Source organism: Ensifer sp. EB106-05-01-XG146, assembly GCF_058791875.1.
Window position 1 is genome coordinate 1,125,903 of record NZ_JBYTDX010000003.1, and the last position, 18,978, is coordinate 1,144,880.

Consider the following 18,978-nt stretch of genomic DNA (forward strand, 5'->3'; position numbering starts at 1 on the left):
ACCGGTGGCCGAGGGGGGCTAGTCGACAGTCAGTCGGTCGTCGACCGATCTCACACCAGCGGCGGACCATGCCGCGCGTTCCGCAGCTTCTCGCTCGGACCAGGAATTGACCCGCCCTGCCAGCACGACCCTGCCACCATCAAGTATATCCACCTTGATGGCATGTGCCTCGATTTCCGCATTTCGCTTCAGAGCATCCTCGATGCGCTTCTTGACGTCGGCCGTGAAAGCGCGCGGATTGATTTCGATCAGGTTCGTAACACCTACGACGCCAGCAAGCGCGCGAGCGGAATTCTCGGCAGCGGCCCTTTGATACTGCCAATCTACTTTTCCAGACAGGGTCAGCCAGCCACTTTGAACTTTTATCTGCACGCTGTCCGGTGGAACGGAAATGTTCCAGGCGATCGTGTTAACGGCACGTTTGGCGATATCATCATCGGCAGTGATGTTGACGCCGAAGGGCCGAACCTCGACATCCTGCGCGATGCCTCTGACACCTTTGATCCGCCGAACGACGTCTTCGAGCGAAACCTTCTGACTAAGGGTCGCCACATGTCCGGTGAGCGTCACGACGCCGTCTTCAACAGCAACGCCAATATTGGCCGCATCGATGCTCGGTTCGAATTCGAGCTCGTCGATGACATCCTGCCTCAATGCAAGGTCGCTTACCATGATACACCTCGATCGATCATAGTCCCTCTCTGAAAACCAATCTTTCATCGGCCATGACAAAAGGGCATTGATGGTGATCAAAATTACGCATTGGCAAGCAAGGTGTTTCGCCACCAGCAGCCGGCCGGGTCGTGCTTGCGCGCTGTCCCACGAACCTCTTGCATGAAGCTCGGATATACCAACTTTCGACGGTTCCATACCTGGAACGCAGGGTTCTTATCGAGCCTGACTGGAAATTTCCGTCAGCTCTCTCAGGACATCCCGATCCAGAAGCAGAGTGGACTTGAGGTTGCCGTTGCAAAACAGGCGGGCATGTCGGACGTCGAGTATGGTCTCGAGCACGGTCTCAATGCGAACGGGATGATGCTCCGCCTCGACAATGTCCACATCCAGGATGACCTGGTCACTCAAGATTGCGCGGCACCAAGGAAGCCCGCTTGCAATCGCGATGCCGGTCAGGGCCAGGAACTTGGCCCCGACAGGAAGACGTGAGCCTCCAAGTGACAGATTGTACCCGGTGCTTCCGATCGGCGTCACCAACGCCAAACCATCTCCGGCAATAGTTGCCTCCGCTCTTCCTTCGCCCGCGGTCAGCTTGAACCGACCTTGTTGAAGCCGCTGTCGAAAGAGAACAATTTCGTTGATGGCAAGCAACGTCTTGTGCTGACCGCCCACCTGTTCGACATCGGCTTGAAGCACCGGCACGTCAAGGCGCACGGCCTTTGCCAGTCGATCGACGAGACCGGACATACGCAGTGGATTGCAAACAAAACCGGTGGAACCCTGCGTGCGCATTGGGAAAACGGGTTTCGTGGTCGCGCCCAGCAATGAATGCAGCACCTTAAGCACCGTGCCGTCACCGCCTAGGGATATGACGCAGTCGGCTTCCGCAACGGTGCATTGGCCATATCTGCCGATCAGTTTCTCAAGTGCCCTCTGTGCCGCGGGTCTCGGAGACGCATCAAAAGCAATCTTCATGTACAAATCTCCGACAGGGTTCTCATCCAGAGGCAAGGCCGGATACAGTCGCCGCCCTCCCTCACTTGCCGACGAGCATCGTTTGAGCACTAACCGTGGATCTTCGAGACTTGATAAAGACGTGCTTCAGCGCCTCCGACGCAAGCACATAGAGAACCGTGATGATAAAGATACCCTCCAAGACAGACGCTGACAGGGGCACAAAGCCAAATGCGGGTATGATGGAGAGATAGGGAAGCAGTAGGGCCAGACCGGCAACGATCGCCATCAAGACGAGGAGTGGCCCGCTTGGAGCGCTTTTCCAGGCCGGCCTTCGAGTGCGTATCACAAGTATGATTCCAAGTTCCGTCAGGAGTGAGACCTGGAACCAAGCTGTCTGAAAGATCGCCGGTGTCGCGTGGATACCCCAAAGCAGGAAACCGAAAGTCGCGAAATCGAATAATGAGCTCATCAATCCAAACGCGATCGTGAAACGTCTGATATATGCGATATCCCATTGCGAAGGACGATCTGTAAGCTCGTGATCGACACTATCGGTCGCTATGGCCAAGGCGGGTATGTCTGACAAAAAATTGTTCAGCAGGATCTGTTTGGCCAGCAACGGGAGAAACGGCAGGAACAACGAGGCGCAGGCCATGCTGATCATGTTCCCGAAGTTCGCGCTTGTTGTGATGCATATGTATTTCATGGTGTTTGCGAAGGTGCGCCGCCCCTCTTCAACACCGCTCAGCAGAACGGCAAGGTCTTTCTGCAGCAACACGATATCGGCGGCTTCGCGGGCCACATCGACGGCACCTTCGACAGAGATGCCCACATCGGCCATCTTGAGAGCCGGAGCGTCGTTGATACCGTCCCCCATGTAACCCACAACGTGGCCACGCCGCCGAAGCGCTCTGACAATTCTTTCCTTTTGATCTGGATCGACTTCACAGAAGATGTCGGTCCTAAAGGCGCGCGCAAACAGAGCATCATCGGACAAGTTCAATAGATCTTTTCCCGTCAAGACGTGACGGTGGGGCAACCCGATTTCATCGGCGAGGTGACGCACGGCATAGCGATTGTCCCCGGAGATGAGCTTGGTTCGCACGCCTTTGAGCGCAAACTTTTGAAGCACCTCTTTCGCTCCGCGCTTCGGCGCGTCTTGAAACAGCAGAAAGCCTACAAGGGTTAGGTCCGCTTCATCCTCCCGGCCATAGTTTCGTCCTCGGCGAAGAGCTTTTTTGGCCACGCCAAGCACGCGATATCCCTCGTCACTCCAACCACGATGGAGGTTATCGATCGACGAGCGGTCGTCGCGAGTGACAGCCCTGACTTCTTCATCACTCCATATTGTCGACGATACATCGAGAATGCTGGTCAGAGCGCCTTTGCAGACCAAGAAGTCAGTGTCCTCGCTCTCATCGCGGCAGATAACGGACAGTCGCTTGCGGGCAAAGTCGTAGGGAATTTCGCCAAGCTTCAAGAAACCAGACAAATCAAGACGAGCCACTGATGCCCTGATCGCCTCGTCAAGTGGATTGGAGAGGCCCGTTTCCATCGACGCGTTCAGGCCAGCCAACTTGAGGACGCGTTGAGAAGGCGATCCCGACGCATCGACCGCAGCTGCCAGACGGATTACCCCTTCGGTCAATGTCCCTGTCTTGTCCGTGCACAGAAGGTCCATGCTTCCAAGATTCTCGATTGAAGCCAGTCGTCGAACGATCACTCCTTTTCGCTCCATCCGAAGCGCGCCGCGCGCCAGCGTCACCGCGATGATTGCCGGCAACAATTCAGGTGTTAAGCCAACCGCCAGAGCCAATGAGAACAGCAGCGAATCTATGACCGGTCGTTCAAGCAGGACATTTGCCGCCAACACGACGACAACGATCGCAAGCATGATTTGCAGCATAAGGTAGCCAAAGCGGCGGATACCCCGTGCAAAATCTGTTTCCGACTCCTGCCGTTCGATCGCGGCAGCTATCCTGGCGAATTCAGTATCCTTGCCAGTGTAGACGACTAAAGCTTTTGCAGATCCGCTCCTGGCCGATGTCCCTGCGAATAAAACATTCGTCCGGTCGACCAACGGGGCGTCTAGGTCCGAGACGCCCGCTATCTTGGCGGCGGGAAAGGCTTCGCCCGTCAGAATTGCCTCATCGACTTCCAGCCCGACCGTTTCGATCACAATGCTGTCTGCCGGGACAAGACTACCCGCCTCAAGGCGGATAATGTCGCCTGGAACGAGTTCATTGACGGGAACGGTGGCTTGCGCTCCCTCTCTCACGACGGTTCCTGTACGGGCGATGGTTCGTTTCAGGCGTTCCATCGCTCCTGACGCCCTGTACTCCTGTACGAACGAAACCGTGCAGGTGAGAACAACAATCAACCAGATGACGACCGCGTCCTGTGTGTCGCCAACGAAAAGAGCAATAGCGGCGGCAACAATCAGGACCAGCACGAGCGGACTGCGAAACTGGGAAATGAACGTTCGCAGCGCTCTTGCGGTGGGAGGAGCCTCCAACGTGTTCGGTCCATAGCGCTCTTGCCGGGCGAGAACCTCTACCGACGATAGGCCATCCGGCGGCGTGGCAAACAGCCTCATCACCTCCGGCGCCCGCTTGGTCCAAAATCCGGATCGGAAATCGCCGGCTATATCCCGGTGCGCTGAGACAAGTGGCGTCGAACCAGCGTCGTTGTGAAGCAGCGCCATTGTTTCAGCTCGCCCCCATCACTGCGTTTATCCACCGGGTTCCACCGGCCAATCCCGATCTCGCCTGCGATATTACGCCATGTTCCCGGGCTCAAGGATCTCGGCAACCATCTCGCCAACCGGCCTTTGTGCATTGATCAAGCGCCAGTCCGGTGCCCTTTGCCCGCTCGATAGTTGCCGGGCCAGAACGCGCAGATCCGCATCGGATGGCCCCTCGCCCCTGCTCGAAACACGCTGCTGCAAGACCTGCGCGTCAGCTTGCAGCCAGACAGCCTCGCACCGGGTACCTGCGGCCTTAGATGCAAACTCGATCAGCCTGCGGTAATCCAGACGGTCAAACACGGCATCGGCGACAACAGAGCCGCCGGCCTTTGTTATCGCCAGACTGCGGCGAACTATCTCGGAATAGACCTTGTCAGAGACATCCGGCCGATAGGCATCCGCATCGAGATGTACCTCGGCTGCAACGCCGTGCAACCCCTTGCGAATGCGGTCACTCTCGATAATGCGAGCGCCGGGAGGGGCACCAAGACGTGCGGCAAGCGCATCGGCTACGGTCGTTTTACCCGAGCCGCTGAAACCGCCGATCACGATGAGACGCGGTTGAACTTTTGAAAGGAGCGTGCGTGCCAACTCAAAGTAGGAACGTGCCTCAGAGGTAAGATCAGCCGCGTTTCCGCCCTCGGCAACCTGAGTGGCGATCACGTGGGCCCTGACTGCCGCTCTTATGGCCATGAAGAATGGCAAAAGCACAAAACCGTCGTCATCATTCGTTTCATCGAGGTAGCGATTCATGACCAGGTTGGCAAATTGCGGAAATCCTCTGTGCCACAGGTCCATCAAAAGGAACGCCAGATCGTAGAGCGTGTCGATCGTCGCAATCTGATCGTTGAACTCGATGCAATCGAATAAGCAAGGTTCTCCCTCAATGAGACATATGTTGCGCAGGTGCAGATCCCCATGGCAAAGTCTGACTTTTCCGGCTGTCTCTCTGCCATCGAGAAGCGCCGCATTCTCTTTCAGCATTTCTTCGAAGCGCTGAGTGATCGTGGCAACTTCGGCTTCCTCGAAGACGCGGCTGGTGGCAAAGCCAGCTCTATTTATGGCGAGCACGGCGCCAATGTTTGCAGATCCTGAACTACTATGAACGACAGGTGCGCTGTAGTGGTAACGGGCAATCATACGCGCCGCTTGGGTCAGCAGCTTCGCGTTCAACCGTCCCTGCGTGGCCATCCGATCGAAGAGTGCATCTTGCTCAAAGCGAACCATCTCGACAACCGGCTCGACAAGCTCACCGTCGCCAAATTGAAGCTTTCCCGCCAAGTCGCGCGAAATCGTCCGGATGCCAAGGTATAGACCGGGTGCCGTAACCGAATTCAGGCGAACCTCGCGTTGGCAGGCTTCCAGCCGCAACTCCGGCGTAGAAAAATCAACGTACGGAAGTTTGACGGCGCGCTTCATTTTGAAAGCGCGATCGCGGGTGAGAAAAATATGCGAAATATGAGTTACGATGTGCTTGATCTCATCGCTTCCGTGCGCATGCCGGTCGCTTAAAAATGATATCGCGCTTGTCTGATCCTGAACGAGCATGTTGCCTCGCTTCGATGGCGAACGGCGGCGGCCGGCGATGAAGCGCACCGTCAGAGCATTGCGATCATGCGCGCCATCCACCGTTGTTGCGTTGACGCTGATCAATCTCTCCTGAGAAAACTTCAGGGCTAACAGGGATATTCCGCCCAGCGTCTCGGCTATTTTGACGGTCATCAAAGCGCTCTGGTCCAAGCCTGCGATTATGACAACAAGGTAGGAGTGTTCGCCCGTCGAGTTGAACGCCCTTTATTGTGACAAGACGAGAGCGGGGCAAACCTGCAAGCGTGGAGAATTCAGATGAGCAGAACCTGGGACTTGTCGATCTCGCCCGATACAGTTTGCTATCTCATCATCAAGGCGCGCGAGTTCGACGCCAAGGATGTTGTTTCCGACGTTGACCCTGCCTCCAATGCCACGGACGACAATATGATCTCCGTGCTCGAAGACCGACCGGATGATCCCGTCGAATCCGAGCTGGAAACAACGATCTCCGAGTTGAACGAGGACGAAAAGATCGACCTCGTCGCCCTTTGCTGGCTCGGCCGCGGAGACGACACGGTGGACGACTGGGAGCGAATTCGCGCGGAGGCCTCAGACGCCCACAATGAACATACGGCCGCCTATTTGATCGGAACACCGCTTCTTGCGGATTACCTGGAAGAGGCAATGGCCGCGTTTGGAGAATCTTGCCAGGAGTACGAGAAGGGACGTCTGTAGCGCTCGATGCGAGTAGGAGGATGGCGTGGCTGGGGGCAACTGGAAAGGCTGCGAGGTGAACTTGCGCCGGAGGTGCTCTTTCGCACTATTCCCGGAATTGGGCCACGATTGGCAAGTCTCTTGGCGGAAGACGGCACGCTCGAGACCCTGGATGACCTGGAGAACGCCATCCACAGCGGCAACTTCGCACTGAAAGGCATCGGACCCAGGCGAAAGCAAATGATCGCTTCCGCATTGGCTGAGCGCCTCGCGCCTCGATCAAGGCCTTACCTTTGGAAAAGATCGAGCCAACCGCCCGATGCGCTTTTGCTCGAAGTCGACCGTGCCTATCGTGACAAGGCTGCTTCGGGCGCGCTACGCCTGATAGCCCCCCGTCGGTTCAACCCGACACATGAAGCCTGGCTTCCTGTCATGCATTCCCAAGTGGGCGATTGGCATTTCACCGTTCTGTTTTCCAACACCAGGCGTGCCCACGAACTGGGAAAGACGAAAGACTGGGTGGTCATTTACCATCAACGGGACGGCGAGCCCGAGGGCTGGAGCATCGTGACGACCAGCATGCATGGGCCGACAGCGAGGAAACGCGTGGTTAGACACGATCGGTTGCAACGCGACGCCAAACCGGTCACGTCAGCATGACCGCGAGCTTTTCCGAAAAGGAGTTTTTTGGTCCTTGACCGACGTCAATGAACGCCGGGACGCCATGGATCATGCTGGCTTTCATGAAGATTTTCGCACTCAACGGAACGATGGCTCTTGGAAGAGCCATTGCTGACGAACTCCAAGTCGCCCTTGCCGAGCACGAAGAGCGTGACTTTGAAGGCGGGGAGCACAAGGCGCGTCCGCTTGTCAGCGTGCGCGGCAGGGACGTTTTCATCATACATACCTTGAATGGTTCGCCGGAAGGTTCGGCGAATGACAAGCTGTGTAAATTGCTCTTTTTCGCAGCCGCATGCCGCGAACACGGCGCAGCGCGCGTAACCGCCGTCGCGCCCTATCTTGCTTACTCTCGCAAAGACAGACAGACCAAGTTACGCGACCCGGTGACGACACGATACCTGGCACAACTCTTCGAGGCGGTGGGCATCGATACAGTCGTGACTTTGGACGTCCACAACCTTTCGGCATTTCAGAACGCCTTCCGCTGTGCAACGGTTCACCTCGACACCCGCAAACTTTTTAGCAGGACCATTGCAAGTCTCTCCGGCCCCGAGCGGACGATGGTATTATCGCCCGACGCCGGCGGCATAAAACGCGCGCAACTCCTGCGGGAACATTACGAGCGTCTGTCAGGCAAGGAGGCTCAACTTGCGATCATGGAAAAGCGTCGCAGCGGTGGGATCGTCTCGGGTGACCTGTTTGCAGGTGACGTCGAAGGCGCGAGCGTTTTTATCGTGGACGATATGATCGGGACGGGAAAAACAATGCTCAGGGCAGCCGAAGCCTGCCGGCAGCGGGGTGCGAATTCAGTTTATGCCCTTGCCGCCCATGCGCTCTTTGACCGGGGCTGCGAGGGGGTTCTGGCCCACCCTGCGATCGACAGGACGATCGTAACGGACTCAGCTTCTCCATTCCATATACCCGAAGACCTCCTGCGCGATTGTGTGACGGTCTTAAGCAGCGTACCGCTTTTTGCCGAAACCATTCGCCGCCTGCATACCGGCGTTCCGCTTGCAGCACTTTCAGGAGACGACGAGTGACAAGCGAACCCTTGCCATCTTGAGGTAGGTGAGCGCGAGCGGTCGCCACTTCTCGGGGCGGCGCGCTGGTGTTTCAAGAAGATGAGCAAGACAGAGCCGGGCCCGCAACAAGGCACGGAAACCGCCAAAGACACCCATCAAGCGATCACAAGGGCGATTTCCAACCGTGCGCTCCAGAGCCGTGAGGAAGAATTGACCGATCCAGCCCGAGCCCAAGACCTCACATTCGAGAGCAAGGTAACCGATCTCATCATATGGGTCGACGAGGCGCATGGACCGGTTGAATTCCAGGCAATCGATGATCTGGGGAGGCCTCACGAGGCAGATGTGTTCTGGCCGCAAGTCGCCATGTCCTTCCACCAGGCACCCCTTCCTTATCCGCTCCTCGATTTTTGACCGCATCACCTGCAATCCGTGACCGATGCCTTCCAGCAGTGCAGCAACGCCTTCGGCCTCCAGATCGAACTCCGGCCGCAGCAAGATCTTTCGCGTGATGTCGAGTTCATCCATGAGGTGGCGCACATGCCCATCGACGCTCTCCGGCCGACAGCCGGCGTAGAAGCGCACAAGTTTCTCAGCCACGCCAATAAGCTCCGTCGGTGCGAGGTCACCCGCCTTTATGCGCTGATCCAGCATGTCGGCTTCCGGGAGCCGCCGCATCTCCACGAGCCAATCGGCAGCTCTCCCAGCTTTCTCAAATGTGAGGTTGCCGGAAGAGTCTGCATAGAGAGGTTTGACGCCTCTATAGGTTTCCTCAGCCAATCGGCGATTGAGGCGAATTTCTTCGCAACAAAAGAAGTGACGGCTATCCATCGTGCTGAAGTCAAGAAAAGACGTCTTGACCGGTTTCTTCAGCTTCAGCACCCAATCATCCGCCAGGAAGACCCACGACATATGGGTCTCCCGGGCTTCGATCCTCGATGGCCGATCAGGATAGGATGCCGGGTCGCTGAGAAAGCGGATCTTCTCATCCAGAGCGGACATTGAACACACTGTTCTTGCGCCTTTTCGACACAGTTCGCGCGATCAGCTTGGCGGGTGGCTCACGACGACATCAAGCGATGGAGAGAGGTTTCGCGGAGCAGCGATCGGGTAACGCCTCCCACCAGCCACTCGCGCAGGCGACTGTGGCCGTATGCTCCCGAAACGATCAGATCCGCACCAAACTGCTTGGTAATATTGATCAGGGTCTCGCCATCTGAGGGAGCATCGCTGGCTCTTGCACCGTGATGGATCAGGTGGCGGACAACATCATTCAGTGTTTCCACGCCGCGGTGTTTTCCTTGATCTTCAACTGATGCGACAAGGACCTCACGGGCATGAACGAGGAAGGGCATCGCATCGACCACTGCGCGCCGAGCCTCGCGCGTATCTTTCCAGGCAACAACGACCTTGTGGGCTGCAAGCGGCTCGAGATCGGCTCTGGGAATAAGGACGGGGCGGCCCGCCGAATGGATCAATTCACCGATGTCAACCTGCTCGCTCCCCACTTGCGATATGCCTGCGATAACGAGGTCGGCCAATCGAGCAGCCGTCGCGAGATCCTTCGTCGGATCACCAACGCTTGTGCGCAGCAGGTCCACGGCTCCGCCTTCAGCCTCGAACTCTCGCCTGAGCATCTCCAGACGGCGTTCGATATCAATCGCTTCGAGGCGCATGAATTCATCGTCCATGACCACGCCGGGGGGGCGCCGCCGTGATGATGCGAATATCGCCGGCGGCAAAACCGATAAGCGTTGCCTCGAAGCGCGACGCCACGTCACGCGCAAATCTTAGCTGCCGTGCAACACTCTCGTGCAGGCTCAAGCTTACCATTATCGTATTGTAAATCATCGCTGCGACCCCACTTTGGGACTTCGATGACTTCATCAAAGCACCAATCGGTCAGTCTCGCCTTGACCGCCGTCAAAGGTCCGGCGGGTGAATGAAGAAGTCTTTGACGCCCATCAAGGCCGCATCCCTCCTCCCGTGCTAGATGGTAACTGACGGAGGGTCGGAACCATGGCGCACAAGCAAGTTCTTTTCCACTCAGCCGCGCGCGAAAAGATTCTGAAGGGAACAGCTCAGCTCGCCGACGCCGTTCGGGTTACACTCGGACCGCGATCTAAATCCGTGCTGATTGAGAGAAAGTGGGGGTCGCCGATCGTTTGCAATGACGGGGTGACGATCGCCAAGGAGTTCGATCTCAAGGACCCGGAGGAAAATCTCGGTGCTCGGATGCTGCGGCAGGCGGCAGAAAAGACCGGCGAAATCGTCGGCGACGGAACAACAACATCGACCATTCTTGCCCACGCGATCTTCGCCGACGGCCTGCGCAATGTTGTGGCCGGCGCAAGCGCGATCGATATCAAGCGAGGTCTGGACCGAGCGCTCAAGCGCGCGGTTGCCGAACTCAAACGAAATTCGCGCCCCGTTTCCTCAAAACGCGAAAAAGAGCAGGTCGCAACCATCTCGGCGCACAACGACACGCATATCGGCACCCTCATCGGGGAAGCAATGGAGCGCGTCGGCGACGAAGGGGTCATCAGTGTCGAAGAGTCGAAATCTACGGAGACCGTCCTTGACGTCCTCGAAGGCATGCAGTTCGATCGCGGCTATCTTTCGCCCTACTTCGTCACTGACACGGAGCGGATGGAAGTGTCGCTTGAAAATCCTGTCATTCTGCTTCTTGACCGGAAGATCACGTCGCTGAAAGACTGCGTCGGCCTGCTTGAGGCCGTCGCCAAATCCGGAACCCCGTTGCTGATCATCGCCGAAGACGTTGAAACGGAAGCGCTGGCCACGCTGATCGTCAACCAGATGCGGGGAACACTTCGAAACTGTGCCGTGAAGACACCCGGTTTCGGCGACCGGCGAAAGGCACTGCTTCAGGACATAGCCATACTCACCGGGGGCCAGCTGATTTCAGAAGAATTGGGCATCAAACTGGATACGGTGACAGCCGAACAACTGGGCCGCGCCGAACGGGTGGTCATCACGAAGGATACGACGACGATCATCGGCGGCGCGGGAGACAAGAAGGCAATTGCTGGCCGCGCCGACCAGATAAGGCGGGAAATCTCCACGACGACGAGTGACTACGATCGAGACAAACTCGAGGAGCGACTGGCAAAACTTTCAGGCGGGGTTGCCGTCATAAAGGTGGGAGCTGCCACGGAAGCAGAACTCAAATCAAAGAAGGAAGCCCTCGACGACGCCATCAGCGCAACCAAAGCGGCGGTAGCCGAAGGTATTCTTCCTGGAGGCGGCCTCGCCCTCTTGCGATGCATAGATGCCATTACCGATGAGGAAAGGGCATGTGAAGGCGACGAGCGCACGGGCGTGCAGATCCTGAAGCGCGCGCTCGAACTTCCGGCGCGCCAGATCGCGGAGAACTCGTCCACCGATGGCGGCGTCGTCGTGGCGAAGATGATGGAGGCGCAAGGCAACTACGGTTTTGACGCCGGGCGGAAGGAGTATGTCGATCTCGTGTCTGCCGGCATCATCGATCCCACAAAAGTCGTTCGCGTAGCGCTTGAAAATGCGGTGTCGGTCGCAAGCGTCCTATTGCTCACCGAAGCCACCATGACGGAAATACCGGAGCCGGCAAAGGACGGCCTTGTCGAAGCCGGAATGCAAGCCTAGCCCCAAAAGATGTCGGAGCATCGCGATGACCGCATTGAACGAACGCCAAAAGGCTCTGGAAGAGAAGTATTTCCTGGACTTCGAAAGAGCAATCCGGGTTCGCGATCGACGCAATCGCATTCTGGCGAGGTGGGCGGCGCAGGTTATCGGTCGCTCGGACGTATCGGGTTATGTGGAAGAGGTGATCACGGCTGGTCAAACCGATCCAGGAGACGATGATGTCTTGCTGAAGGTTCTCGGTGACCTGCGCGCTGCCAACGTGGCAGCCGACAAGGCCATGCTGCAGGAAAAAATGCGCGCGCTCCTTTATGTGGCAGCCGAGCAGCTCGAAGCCGAGGAATGACGTTTCACGGCTCCGTTCGCCTTGATCCCCTACCCCTTCTCCTGTTTTGCTTCCGCAGTCGCGACCATTCGCTTGACAGCGACGAAACTGTCGGGCGTAACGGAAATTGAATCAATTCCGCAGTCGACAAGGAAGGCGGCGAATTCGGGATGATCGCTCGGTGCCTGTCCGCAAAGCCCGATCTTGGCACCAGCCGACTTTGCGTCAACGATGACCTTGCGTATCATCCACTTTACCGCAGGATCCCGTTCATCAAAGACGGCGGCGAGGTCCTCGCAGTCACGGTCGATGCCAAGCGTCAATTGGGTCAGATCGTTGGACCCGATCGAGAAGCCGTCAAAGTGCCGCGCGAATTCCGCTGCCAGAACGACATTGGAAGGGATTTCGCACATGATGTAGATCTCAAGCCCGTTGCCCCGCTTCAATCCATTCTCGGCCATCGTATCCAACACCTTTTCCGCCTCCTTGGGAGAGCGGCAGAAGGGGATCATGAGCGCGACATTCACAAAACCCATCCTCTCTCGAAGACGCCTTATGGCACGGCACTCCAGCACGAACCCATCCCTGTAGCGGGGTGAATGATAGCGAGAGGCTCCACGAAAGCCGATCATCGGGTTTTCCTCTCGCGGTTCGAACTGCCTTCCGCCGCAAAGACCGGCATATTCGTTGGTCTTGAAGTCGCTCATGCGAACGATGATCGGTTTGGGAAACGCGACAGCGGCAAGTCGCGCCAGCCCGGCTGAGAGCTTGTCCACAAAGTATTCGGTCTTGTCGTTGTATTGTCTCGTCAGGGTGTCGATCATTTCCCTGGCGGCTTGATCCCGCAAGCCGTCGAAGTGGACAAGCGCCATCGGATGGATCTGGATTGTATTCGATATCACGAACTCCATGCGCGCAAGCCCGATGCCGTCGGCCGGCAACCGCCACCACCTGGATGCAGCCTGCGGATCGGCAAGGTTCAGCATCACCTTTGTTCGCGTTTCAGGTATGTCGGAGAGGTTTGTTTCCTCGGCGACGAAGTCCGCCCGTCCGTCGTAGATCGTGCCCTCATCACCTTCCGCACAGCATACCGTGACCACTTGCCCCGAGTGGAGCAACCGCGTTGCGTTCCCAACGCCGACGATCGCGGGAAGACCGAGCTCCCTGCTGACGATCGCGGCGTGCGACGTCCGGCCGCCATGGTCGGTGACGATAGCTGAGGCACGTTTCATCAGCGGAACCCAGTCTGGATCGGTCGTCGCTGCAACCAGAACAGCGCCGTCGACAAAGCAATCAGGGTTGCCCGCTTGTTCGACAAGGCAAACGGGCGCGGCCGCTATGGCGTTGCCGATCGCCAGTCCCCGAGCGAGCGGTCGTCCCTTGGAACTGATGCGGTAGGTCGACAGCAGGTTGGTCGCCGCCCGTGACTGCACGGTCTCCGGGCGTGCCTGGACAAGCCAGATCTCGTGGTTTTGACCGTCTTTCGCCCATTCGATGTCCATGGCGCACTCATAGTGCGTCTCAATTGCGACAGCCCACCGGGCCAGCTTGACAATCTCCTCGTCGCTCAAGACGAGCCCCGCCCTCTCCTCGACGCTCGTCAAGACGCCTTGCGTCGGGGTTGACCGATCGCCGTAGACGAGCTTTCTTTGCTTGGAGCCACGCCGCTTTTCTATTATCGGCACAACGTCAGGAATGCCGAGCAACGGTTTGAAGACGCGATATTCATCCGGATCGACGGTGCCCTTGACGACATATTCGCCAAGCCCCCAGCTCGCATTGATGACGGCAACCTTATTGAACCCGGTCTCCGTTTCGATTGAAAACATGACACCGGCTGCGCCAAGGTCGGAGCGCACCATCTGCTGGATGCCGATCGAGAGCGCCACCTTCATCTGCTCGAAGCCGTTTGCCTGGCGATATGCTATGGCACGATCCGTAAAGAGGGAAGCGTAGCAGCGGCGGCAGGCATCCATGAGTGCTCGTTCGCCAGCGATGTTGAGGTAGCTTTCCTGCTGCCCCGCAAAGCTCGCCGCTGGCAGATCCTCAGCGGTGGCGCTCGAGCGCACCGCGACGGACGCGGTTTTGACACCGAGCCTTTTCGACAAATTGCGATAGGCTGATACCAGGTCTTCCTCGATTTCGGGAGGCCAAACACCCTGCAGGATCAGGGCGCGGATAGCCGTCCCGGTTTGAGAAAGGGTGTCGCGGCCGGATTCCCATGCGTCCAAAAGTGCTCCTATTGGCTCGCGCAGGCCGTTGAAATCGATGAAGCGCCAATAGGCTTGCGCCGTCGTGGCAAATCCGCCTGGAATCTTGATCCCGCTTCCGGAAAGCCCGTTGATCAGTTCGCCGAGCGAGGCATTTTTGCCGCCAACGTCACCGATGTCTCCTCGTCTGACGTCCTCCAGCCAAATCACGGATCTCATACCAAGCCTCCAGCATTCAGAAACCGGCAAATCATAAACGCCGACGTGGGGTCTGACCTTGACGGCCGTCAAAGCACGTTCGGTGGACTTGCGTCACAATCTCGTAAACGAGATGGGAGGGATCTGCGGTGGGCATGTTGGCACGTCAGGCAATCGTTGCGGAGATCGGCGAAACACACACACGCCTTGCGGTTACGGACTACGACCGGCTATCGATCGACCACTACGTACAGTTCGACAACAACGCCTTTTCGTGTGTGACCGACGCGCTGGCCGCCTACATCAGGTCAACGCCCGTCGCGACCTCTGCAATCGGCATCGCGGTCATAAACGGCGGCCCGGCTACCGACGAAGATCGCCTTCATCATGATCTGGCAGAACAACTCGATTGGGGCACTACACCCTCCCGAGTTTTCAAGGTCGAGGCGCTCGACGCGCTGGCATTGGTTTTACCCCATCTGACTTTACACGACACAAAACTGATCAGCGGACAAACGGTCGAGCCTGGTGCGCCGAAGGCGATCATCAGCGTCGGACAGGCGCTCGGCGTAACGTCGCTGACCCCGGACGATGGCGCGTGGACCGCGCACCGAACCCATGCGGGAAGCATCTCCTTTGCCCCCCAGACGCGTGGGGAATTTGACATTTTCGAGCGCATCCGTTGCGCGACTGACTACGTCTCGGTCGAGAACCTCCTGTCGGAGGCCGGTCTTTGCCATCTTTATGAGTTGCTGCTCGAAAGTGCGGGTCAGGCCGTGCGCGGCTCACCGGCCTCCAGCATCATCGATGCGGCATTAAGCGGGAGCGACGCGGTGGCGGCAAAGGCCGTGGACAATTTCGCCACCTGGCTGGCGAGGTTCGCTGGTGACATCGCTCTTCTCTATGATGCCAGGGGTGGCATTTATCTGTGGGGGCCCATTCCGCGAAGAATGGAACGACGGTTGAAGGCCGATCTTTTTCGAGCGGCTTTCGAAGCGAAGGGCCGACGGTCCGCCTGGCTTGCGCAGATACCAATATTCATCATCCGCAGCGACGACGCGATTTTGAAGGGCGCGGCTTTGGCACTCGCCGGGCGCCTGGATTGAGCGCTTGCCCAATTGCGAGCAATGGGTTCGGCGGCGAACGCAGTCTGCGCTATCAGGAAGCCTGAACGGTGGAACAGGAGGCGACCAAACCTTGAGACGGCTCGGTGCTGACCTGTCTTTCCTTGAGAAGAACCCCCTTTATCAGGAGCACACTGAAGACCGAAGCGATCATGAGAACGATCAGGATCAGCAAAATCCAATTCAACAGGACCGCCTGTATCATGTGCCGTATGTCACGCCGGGTCATCTGGAAATCCCTGAACGTCGCGCCTTGGTGAACAACAACACGAACGGCCATGCCTTGCATTGCTCTGCGTCAAAGCAGCGACGGAGCCAGCTTTGACGGGCGTCAATGCACCAGCTTGCAGATCGCGGTCTAATCGCTTCGTCTACTGGTCGACGGCCAAAGGCGGCTAGAGGGTCGATACGCCTCTTTCCCATGTCCTTTGTCGGTCGCCGACCGGGCCCCACGTTTACTCAAAGGAGAAACCAGTCATGACTGAGACAGCGACGAAACTCCCCATCAAGCAAGACGAAGCCCCTCGCTCCCGCCCGCAATCGTGGATGCCCTTTGAAGGTTTGCGGGCCGAAATCGACCGCCTGTTCGACGACTTCACTCCGAGCTTCTGGCGCCGGTCGTTTGACCCCGTGCATGTTCACAGCTCAACCGTTCTGCCGACCTGGGCACTCGCGCCGGCGATTGATCTCGTCGAGAAGGAGGCGAGCTACGAGATCACCGCCGAGTTGCCAGGGATCGAGGAAAAGGACATCGAGGTTAAGGTGTCGAACGGAAACCTGACGATCCGCGGCGAAAAGCTGGAGGCCAAGGAAGAAAAGGACAGGGAATACGTGCTGTCCGAGCGGCGCTATGGCTCATTCCAGCGCACCTTCAAGATGCCCCAGGGCGTGAAAGCCGAAGATATTGCGGCGACGTTTTCGAAGGGCGTGCTGACGGTCACGTTGCCAAAAACCAAGGAGGCTCAACAGAACGATCGCAAGATCCAGGTGAAGGCCGCCTAACGGGCTCGGCGCTCCGCTCCGCAAGGGTTCAAGCGCCTTGCGGAGCGCTGGCCGCCAAAGGGAGGATATCATGTCATTCAAGACGATTTTGAACGTGGTCGCAGACGATGGAGCCGCCGAGGATCTAGACATCGCGATGAACCTGGGCGGCGAGGTGAGCGCACATCTCAGCACCCTGGTCGTCACTATGGCCCCCGTACCCACCGGACGCTATCAGACGCTATCGCCGAGCTGGCTGGAAGTGCGCGAGCGCAACCTGCAGCGGCTGTCAGATCACATAGTCAGGATCCGCGAGCGCCTCGCAACAGCCGGATTGTCGTTTGATGTCGACAGTGTGTATGCAGAGGTCGCAGGCCCCGCTTACGATATCGGTGAAAGAGCCCTCTACGCGGATCTGATCCTCGCCGGCCCCGGCGTATTTGCGCGCGATGAGTTGAAGTCTCAGATTGTCAGCGGCGGGCTTTTCCAAGCGGGCCGCCCGGTCCTGTTCGTTCCGCCCGGTGCGATTGCGACGCTGCAGCCGAGGACGATACTGCTCGCCTGGGATTCGCGCCCGAGCGCGGCCCATGCCGCAAGAGATGCGCTCGAAATGATGAAGATGGCGCAATCGGTTCACGTCACCATGGTCGACCCCGTTGCCGCATTGAGGGTGAGCGGTGGCGAACCGGGCGCCGATGTCGCAACGTATCTCGCCCGCCACGGCATCAATGTCTCTGTGGAGACCCTGCCGAGCGCAGGTCACTTTGTGACCGAGACGCTGCAAAGGCATGCAATGGACATCAACGCCGACATGATTGTCATGGGTGCCTACGGGCATTCCAAGCTTCTGGAGCTCATCCTCGGGGGCGTCACGAAATCCATGCTCAAGCAGGCCAATTTGCCCATTCTGATGTCCCATTGAAACAATGTCAGAACCGTGAATGGAAAGGACGCACCGATGAAACCGAAAATTCCACACGATTGCTGGATTTTGGCGTGCGACGGGGGCCGTGCACTTCTCATGCGCAATAATGGAGATGTTGAACGTCTCAACCTTGTTGTGATGGACTCCTTCGTAAACTTGGAGGCGCCGACGCGGATGCTGGGGAGCGATCGCGAAGGAAGGGTCTACCAATCGGTGGGCGGCGCTCGCAGCAAGGTTGAACAGACTGATTTGCATCAACAGGCCGAGGATCGATTCGTCTCCAGCCTTGCCCGCAGAATGTCATCCCTGGCACACGAAAAGAAAATGACGATCCTCGTCCTCGTTGCACCCCCACGCGTCCTTGGCCAACTGCGTCGGCAGCTCGATACCCACACTCGGTCTGTGGTCAGCGCAGAACTGGCAAAGGACTTGGTCAAATTCGATGTCGCGGATATTGAAGGCTATTTTGCGCAATAAGGCGTGCACGGAACGTCTGGCGTCCGGGTCGAGCAAAGGTGTAGGCCAGTGGAATCCGCAAGAGCAGCGATCGCCTTGGGGGCGCATAACCTCACGAAGATCTATCGGATGGGCGCCATTGAGGTTTTTGCCCTTCGTGGCGTCGATGTCGAACTCTACAAATCGGAACTTGTGGTGCTGCTCGGGCCTTCTGGAAGCGGTAAATCCACCTTGCTCAACATTCTCGGTGGTCTCGACAAGCCCTCATCGGGTCAAATACGCTTTGGCAATAAGCCGCTTGCGCTCGACAGCGAATGTGCGCTCAATCTATACAGACGAAATCATGTCGGCTTTGTCTTTCAATTTTACAATTTAATACCAAGCCTGACTGCACGAGAAAACGTCGCTCTCGTAACCGAGATCGCCAAAGATCCGATGTCGCCCACCGAAGCGCTGACACTTGTCGGACTTGGCGATCGCCTTGACCATTTTCCAGCACAGCTTTCAGGCGGCGAACAACAGCGCGTTGCGATCGCCCGGGCGATCGCAAAGCGGCCCGATTTGTTGCTTTGTGACGAGCCGACAGGCGCTCTCGACAGCAAGACCGGAATCCTCGTGCTCGAGGCCGTTCTCAAGATCAATCGGGAGCTAGGCACCACGACTGCGCTAATTACCCACAATGCTGTCATTGCCGAGATTGCCAATCGTGTCCTGTATTTCGCGGACGGTCGCATCGTTGAAACACGGTGCAACGCAACGCAGCGCTCGCCCAGTGAGTTGATTTGGTGACTGGCC

General features: G+C 57.7%; 18 protein-coding genes. 11 read left to right on the forward strand and 7 right to left on the reverse strand.

Annotation, left to right across the window (positions count from 1 at the left end; translation table 11 throughout):
* Positions 1-18 precede the first annotated feature (18 nt).
* The 4 genes from AC3WVQ_RS33925 to AC3WVQ_RS33940 all read right to left on the reverse strand — a co-directional run bounded on the left by AC3WVQ_RS33925 (position 19) and on the right by AC3WVQ_RS33940 (position 5,926).
* Positions 19-672: a BON domain-containing protein gene (locus AC3WVQ_RS33925; protein WP_492383522.1), complete on the reverse strand. Its 654-nt coding sequence runs from the start codon at positions 670-672 to the stop codon at positions 19-21.
* Between the two features lie 216 nt (positions 673-888).
* On the reverse strand, positions 889-1,650 hold the full coding sequence (locus AC3WVQ_RS33930) for a diacylglycerol kinase catalytic domain-containing protein (RefSeq protein ID WP_492383523.1): 762 nt from the start codon (positions 1,648-1,650) through the stop codon (positions 889-891).
* A gap of 61 nt (positions 1,651-1,711) precedes the next feature.
* Positions 1,712-4,336 carry a magnesium-translocating P-type ATPase gene (gene mgtA, locus AC3WVQ_RS33935; RefSeq protein ID WP_492383524.1) on the reverse strand — a complete coding sequence of 875 codons (2,625 nt, stop codon included), beginning with the start codon at positions 4,334-4,336 and terminating at the stop codon, positions 1,712-1,714.
* A 72-nt stretch (positions 4,337-4,408) separates the two neighbouring features.
* On the reverse strand, positions 4,409-5,926 hold the full coding sequence (locus tag AC3WVQ_RS33940) for a bifunctional aminoglycoside phosphotransferase/ATP-binding protein (protein WP_492383576.1): 1,518 nt from the start codon (positions 5,924-5,926) through the stop codon (positions 4,409-4,411).
* Positions 5,927-6,223: 297 nt separating this feature from the next.
* Between AC3WVQ_RS33940 and AC3WVQ_RS33945 the strand changes: the two genes are divergently transcribed.
* From AC3WVQ_RS33945 to AC3WVQ_RS33955, 3 genes are all read left to right on the forward strand, one after another.
* Positions 6,224-6,643, forward strand: coding sequence for a DUF3775 domain-containing protein (locus AC3WVQ_RS33945; RefSeq protein ID WP_492383525.1), 420 nt, complete (start codon positions 6,224-6,226; stop codon positions 6,641-6,643).
* Positions 6,644-6,763: 120 nt separating this feature from the next.
* Positions 6,764-7,282, forward strand: coding sequence for a hypothetical protein (locus AC3WVQ_RS33950; protein WP_492383526.1), 519 nt, complete (start codon positions 6,764-6,766; stop codon positions 7,280-7,282).
* A gap of 71 nt (positions 7,283-7,353) precedes the next feature.
* Positions 7,354-8,343: a ribose-phosphate diphosphokinase gene (locus AC3WVQ_RS33955; protein ID WP_492383527.1), complete on the forward strand. Its 990-nt coding sequence runs from the start codon at positions 7,354-7,356 to the stop codon at positions 8,341-8,343.
* Here AC3WVQ_RS33955 and AC3WVQ_RS33960 read toward each other — a convergent pair.
* Positions 8,326-9,327 carry a hypothetical protein gene (locus AC3WVQ_RS33960; protein WP_492383528.1) on the reverse strand — a complete coding sequence of 334 codons (1,002 nt, stop codon included), beginning with the start codon at positions 9,325-9,327 and terminating at the stop codon, positions 8,326-8,328. The two genes, AC3WVQ_RS33955 and AC3WVQ_RS33960, sit on opposite strands and share 18 nt — an antisense overlap.
* A gap of 59 nt (positions 9,328-9,386) precedes the next feature.
* On the reverse strand, positions 9,387-10,016 hold the full coding sequence (locus AC3WVQ_RS33965) for a universal stress protein (protein WP_492383529.1): 630 nt from the start codon (positions 10,014-10,016) through the stop codon (positions 9,387-9,389).
* A gap of 328 nt (positions 10,017-10,344) precedes the next feature.
* Between AC3WVQ_RS33965 and groL the strand changes: the two genes are divergently transcribed.
* Positions 10,345-11,967: a chaperonin GroEL gene (gene groL / locus AC3WVQ_RS33970; RefSeq protein WP_492383530.1), complete on the forward strand. Its 1,623-nt coding sequence runs from the start codon at positions 10,345-10,347 to the stop codon at positions 11,965-11,967.
* A 25-nt stretch (positions 11,968-11,992) separates the two neighbouring features.
* Positions 11,993-12,310 carry an ATPase inhibitor subunit zeta gene (locus AC3WVQ_RS33975; RefSeq protein WP_404526970.1) on the forward strand — a complete coding sequence of 106 codons (318 nt, stop codon included), beginning with the start codon at positions 11,993-11,995 and terminating at the stop codon, positions 12,308-12,310.
* Positions 12,311-12,339: 29 nt separating this feature from the next.
* On the opposite strand, the gene ppsA is transcribed toward AC3WVQ_RS33975, so the two are convergent.
* Positions 12,340-14,718 (reverse strand): phosphoenolpyruvate synthase, encoded by a 2,379-nt coding sequence (ppsA, locus tag AC3WVQ_RS33980; RefSeq protein ID WP_492383531.1) that lies wholly within the window; start codon positions 14,716-14,718, stop codon positions 12,340-12,342.
* A 134-nt stretch (positions 14,719-14,852) separates the two neighbouring features.
* On the opposite strand from ppsA, the gene AC3WVQ_RS33985 reads away from it, so the two are divergent.
* From AC3WVQ_RS33985 to AC3WVQ_RS34010, 6 genes are all read left to right on the forward strand, one after another.
* Positions 14,853-15,803 (forward strand): glucokinase, encoded by a 951-nt coding sequence (locus AC3WVQ_RS33985; protein WP_192445686.1) that lies wholly within the window; start codon positions 14,853-14,855, stop codon positions 15,801-15,803.
* 91 nt (positions 15,804-15,894) lie between these two features.
* Positions 15,895-16,146: a hypothetical protein gene (locus AC3WVQ_RS33990; protein WP_192445687.1), complete on the forward strand. Its 252-nt coding sequence runs from the start codon at positions 15,895-15,897 to the stop codon at positions 16,144-16,146.
* Between the two features lie 152 nt (positions 16,147-16,298).
* The gene (locus AC3WVQ_RS33995; RefSeq protein WP_192445688.1) at positions 16,299-16,823 is read left to right on the forward strand and encodes an Hsp20/alpha crystallin family protein; all 525 of its coding nucleotides are present in this window, start codon (positions 16,299-16,301) and stop codon (positions 16,821-16,823) included.
* A gap of 70 nt (positions 16,824-16,893) precedes the next feature.
* Positions 16,894-17,724: a universal stress protein gene (locus AC3WVQ_RS34000; RefSeq protein WP_192445689.1), complete on the forward strand. Its 831-nt coding sequence runs from the start codon at positions 16,894-16,896 to the stop codon at positions 17,722-17,724.
* Between the two features lie 36 nt (positions 17,725-17,760).
* Positions 17,761-18,204: a baeRF12 domain-containing protein gene (locus AC3WVQ_RS34005; RefSeq protein ID WP_192445690.1), complete on the forward strand. Its 444-nt coding sequence runs from the start codon at positions 17,761-17,763 to the stop codon at positions 18,202-18,204.
* 108 nt (positions 18,205-18,312) lie between these two features.
* Positions 18,313-18,972, forward strand: a complete 660-nt coding sequence (locus tag AC3WVQ_RS34010; RefSeq protein WP_210339545.1) for an ABC transporter ATP-binding protein — start codon at positions 18,313-18,315, stop codon at positions 18,970-18,972.
* Positions 18,973-18,978 lie beyond the last annotated feature (6 nt).

What these genes read in the sequence shown, in the direction of transcription:
- AC3WVQ_RS33925 (WP_492383522.1), bottom strand. Translation starts at nt 672, where the DNA reads ATGGTAAGCGACCTTGCATTGAGGCAGGATGTCATCGACGAGCTCGAA.
- AC3WVQ_RS33930 (WP_492383523.1), bottom strand. Translation starts at nt 1,650, where the DNA reads ATGAAGATTGCTTTTGATGCGTCTCCGAGACCCGCGGCACAGAGGGCA.
- mgtA (WP_492383524.1), bottom strand. Translation starts at nt 4,336, where the DNA reads ATGGCGCTGCTTCACAACGACGCTGGTTCGACGCCACTTGTCTCAGCG.
- AC3WVQ_RS33940 (WP_492383576.1), bottom strand. Translation starts at nt 5,926, where the DNA reads ATGCTCGTTCAGGATCAGACAAGCGCGATATCATTTTTAAGCGACCGG.
- AC3WVQ_RS33945 (WP_492383525.1), top strand. Translation starts at nt 6,224, where the DNA reads ATGAGCAGAACCTGGGACTTGTCGATCTCGCCCGATACAGTTTGCTAT.
- AC3WVQ_RS33955 (WP_492383527.1), top strand. Translation starts at nt 7,354, where the DNA reads ATGCTGGCTTTCATGAAGATTTTCGCACTCAACGGAACGATGGCTCTT.
- AC3WVQ_RS33960 (WP_492383528.1), bottom strand. Translation starts at nt 9,327, where the DNA reads ATGTCCGCTCTGGATGAGAAGATCCGCTTTCTCAGCGACCCGGCATCC.
- AC3WVQ_RS33965 (WP_492383529.1), bottom strand. Translation starts at nt 10,016, where the DNA reads ATGGACGATGAATTCATGCGCCTCGAAGCGATTGATATCGAACGCCGT.
- groL (WP_492383530.1), top strand. Translation starts at nt 10,345, where the DNA reads ATGGCGCACAAGCAAGTTCTTTTCCACTCAGCCGCGCGCGAAAAGATT.
- AC3WVQ_RS33975 (WP_404526970.1), top strand. Translation starts at nt 11,993, where the DNA reads ATGACCGCATTGAACGAACGCCAAAAGGCTCTGGAAGAGAAGTATTTC.
- ppsA (WP_492383531.1), bottom strand. Translation starts at nt 14,718, where the DNA reads ATGAGATCCGTGATTTGGCTGGAGGACGTCAGACGAGGAGACATCGGT.
- AC3WVQ_RS33985 (WP_192445686.1), top strand. Translation starts at nt 14,853, where the DNA reads ATGTTGGCACGTCAGGCAATCGTTGCGGAGATCGGCGAAACACACACA.
- AC3WVQ_RS33995 (WP_192445688.1), top strand. Translation starts at nt 16,299, where the DNA reads ATGACTGAGACAGCGACGAAACTCCCCATCAAGCAAGACGAAGCCCCT.
- AC3WVQ_RS34000 (WP_192445689.1), top strand. Translation starts at nt 16,894, where the DNA reads ATGTCATTCAAGACGATTTTGAACGTGGTCGCAGACGATGGAGCCGCC.
- AC3WVQ_RS34005 (WP_192445690.1), top strand. Translation starts at nt 17,761, where the DNA reads ATGAAACCGAAAATTCCACACGATTGCTGGATTTTGGCGTGCGACGGG.
- AC3WVQ_RS34010 (WP_210339545.1), top strand. Translation starts at nt 18,313, where the DNA reads ATGGGCGCCATTGAGGTTTTTGCCCTTCGTGGCGTCGATGTCGAACTC.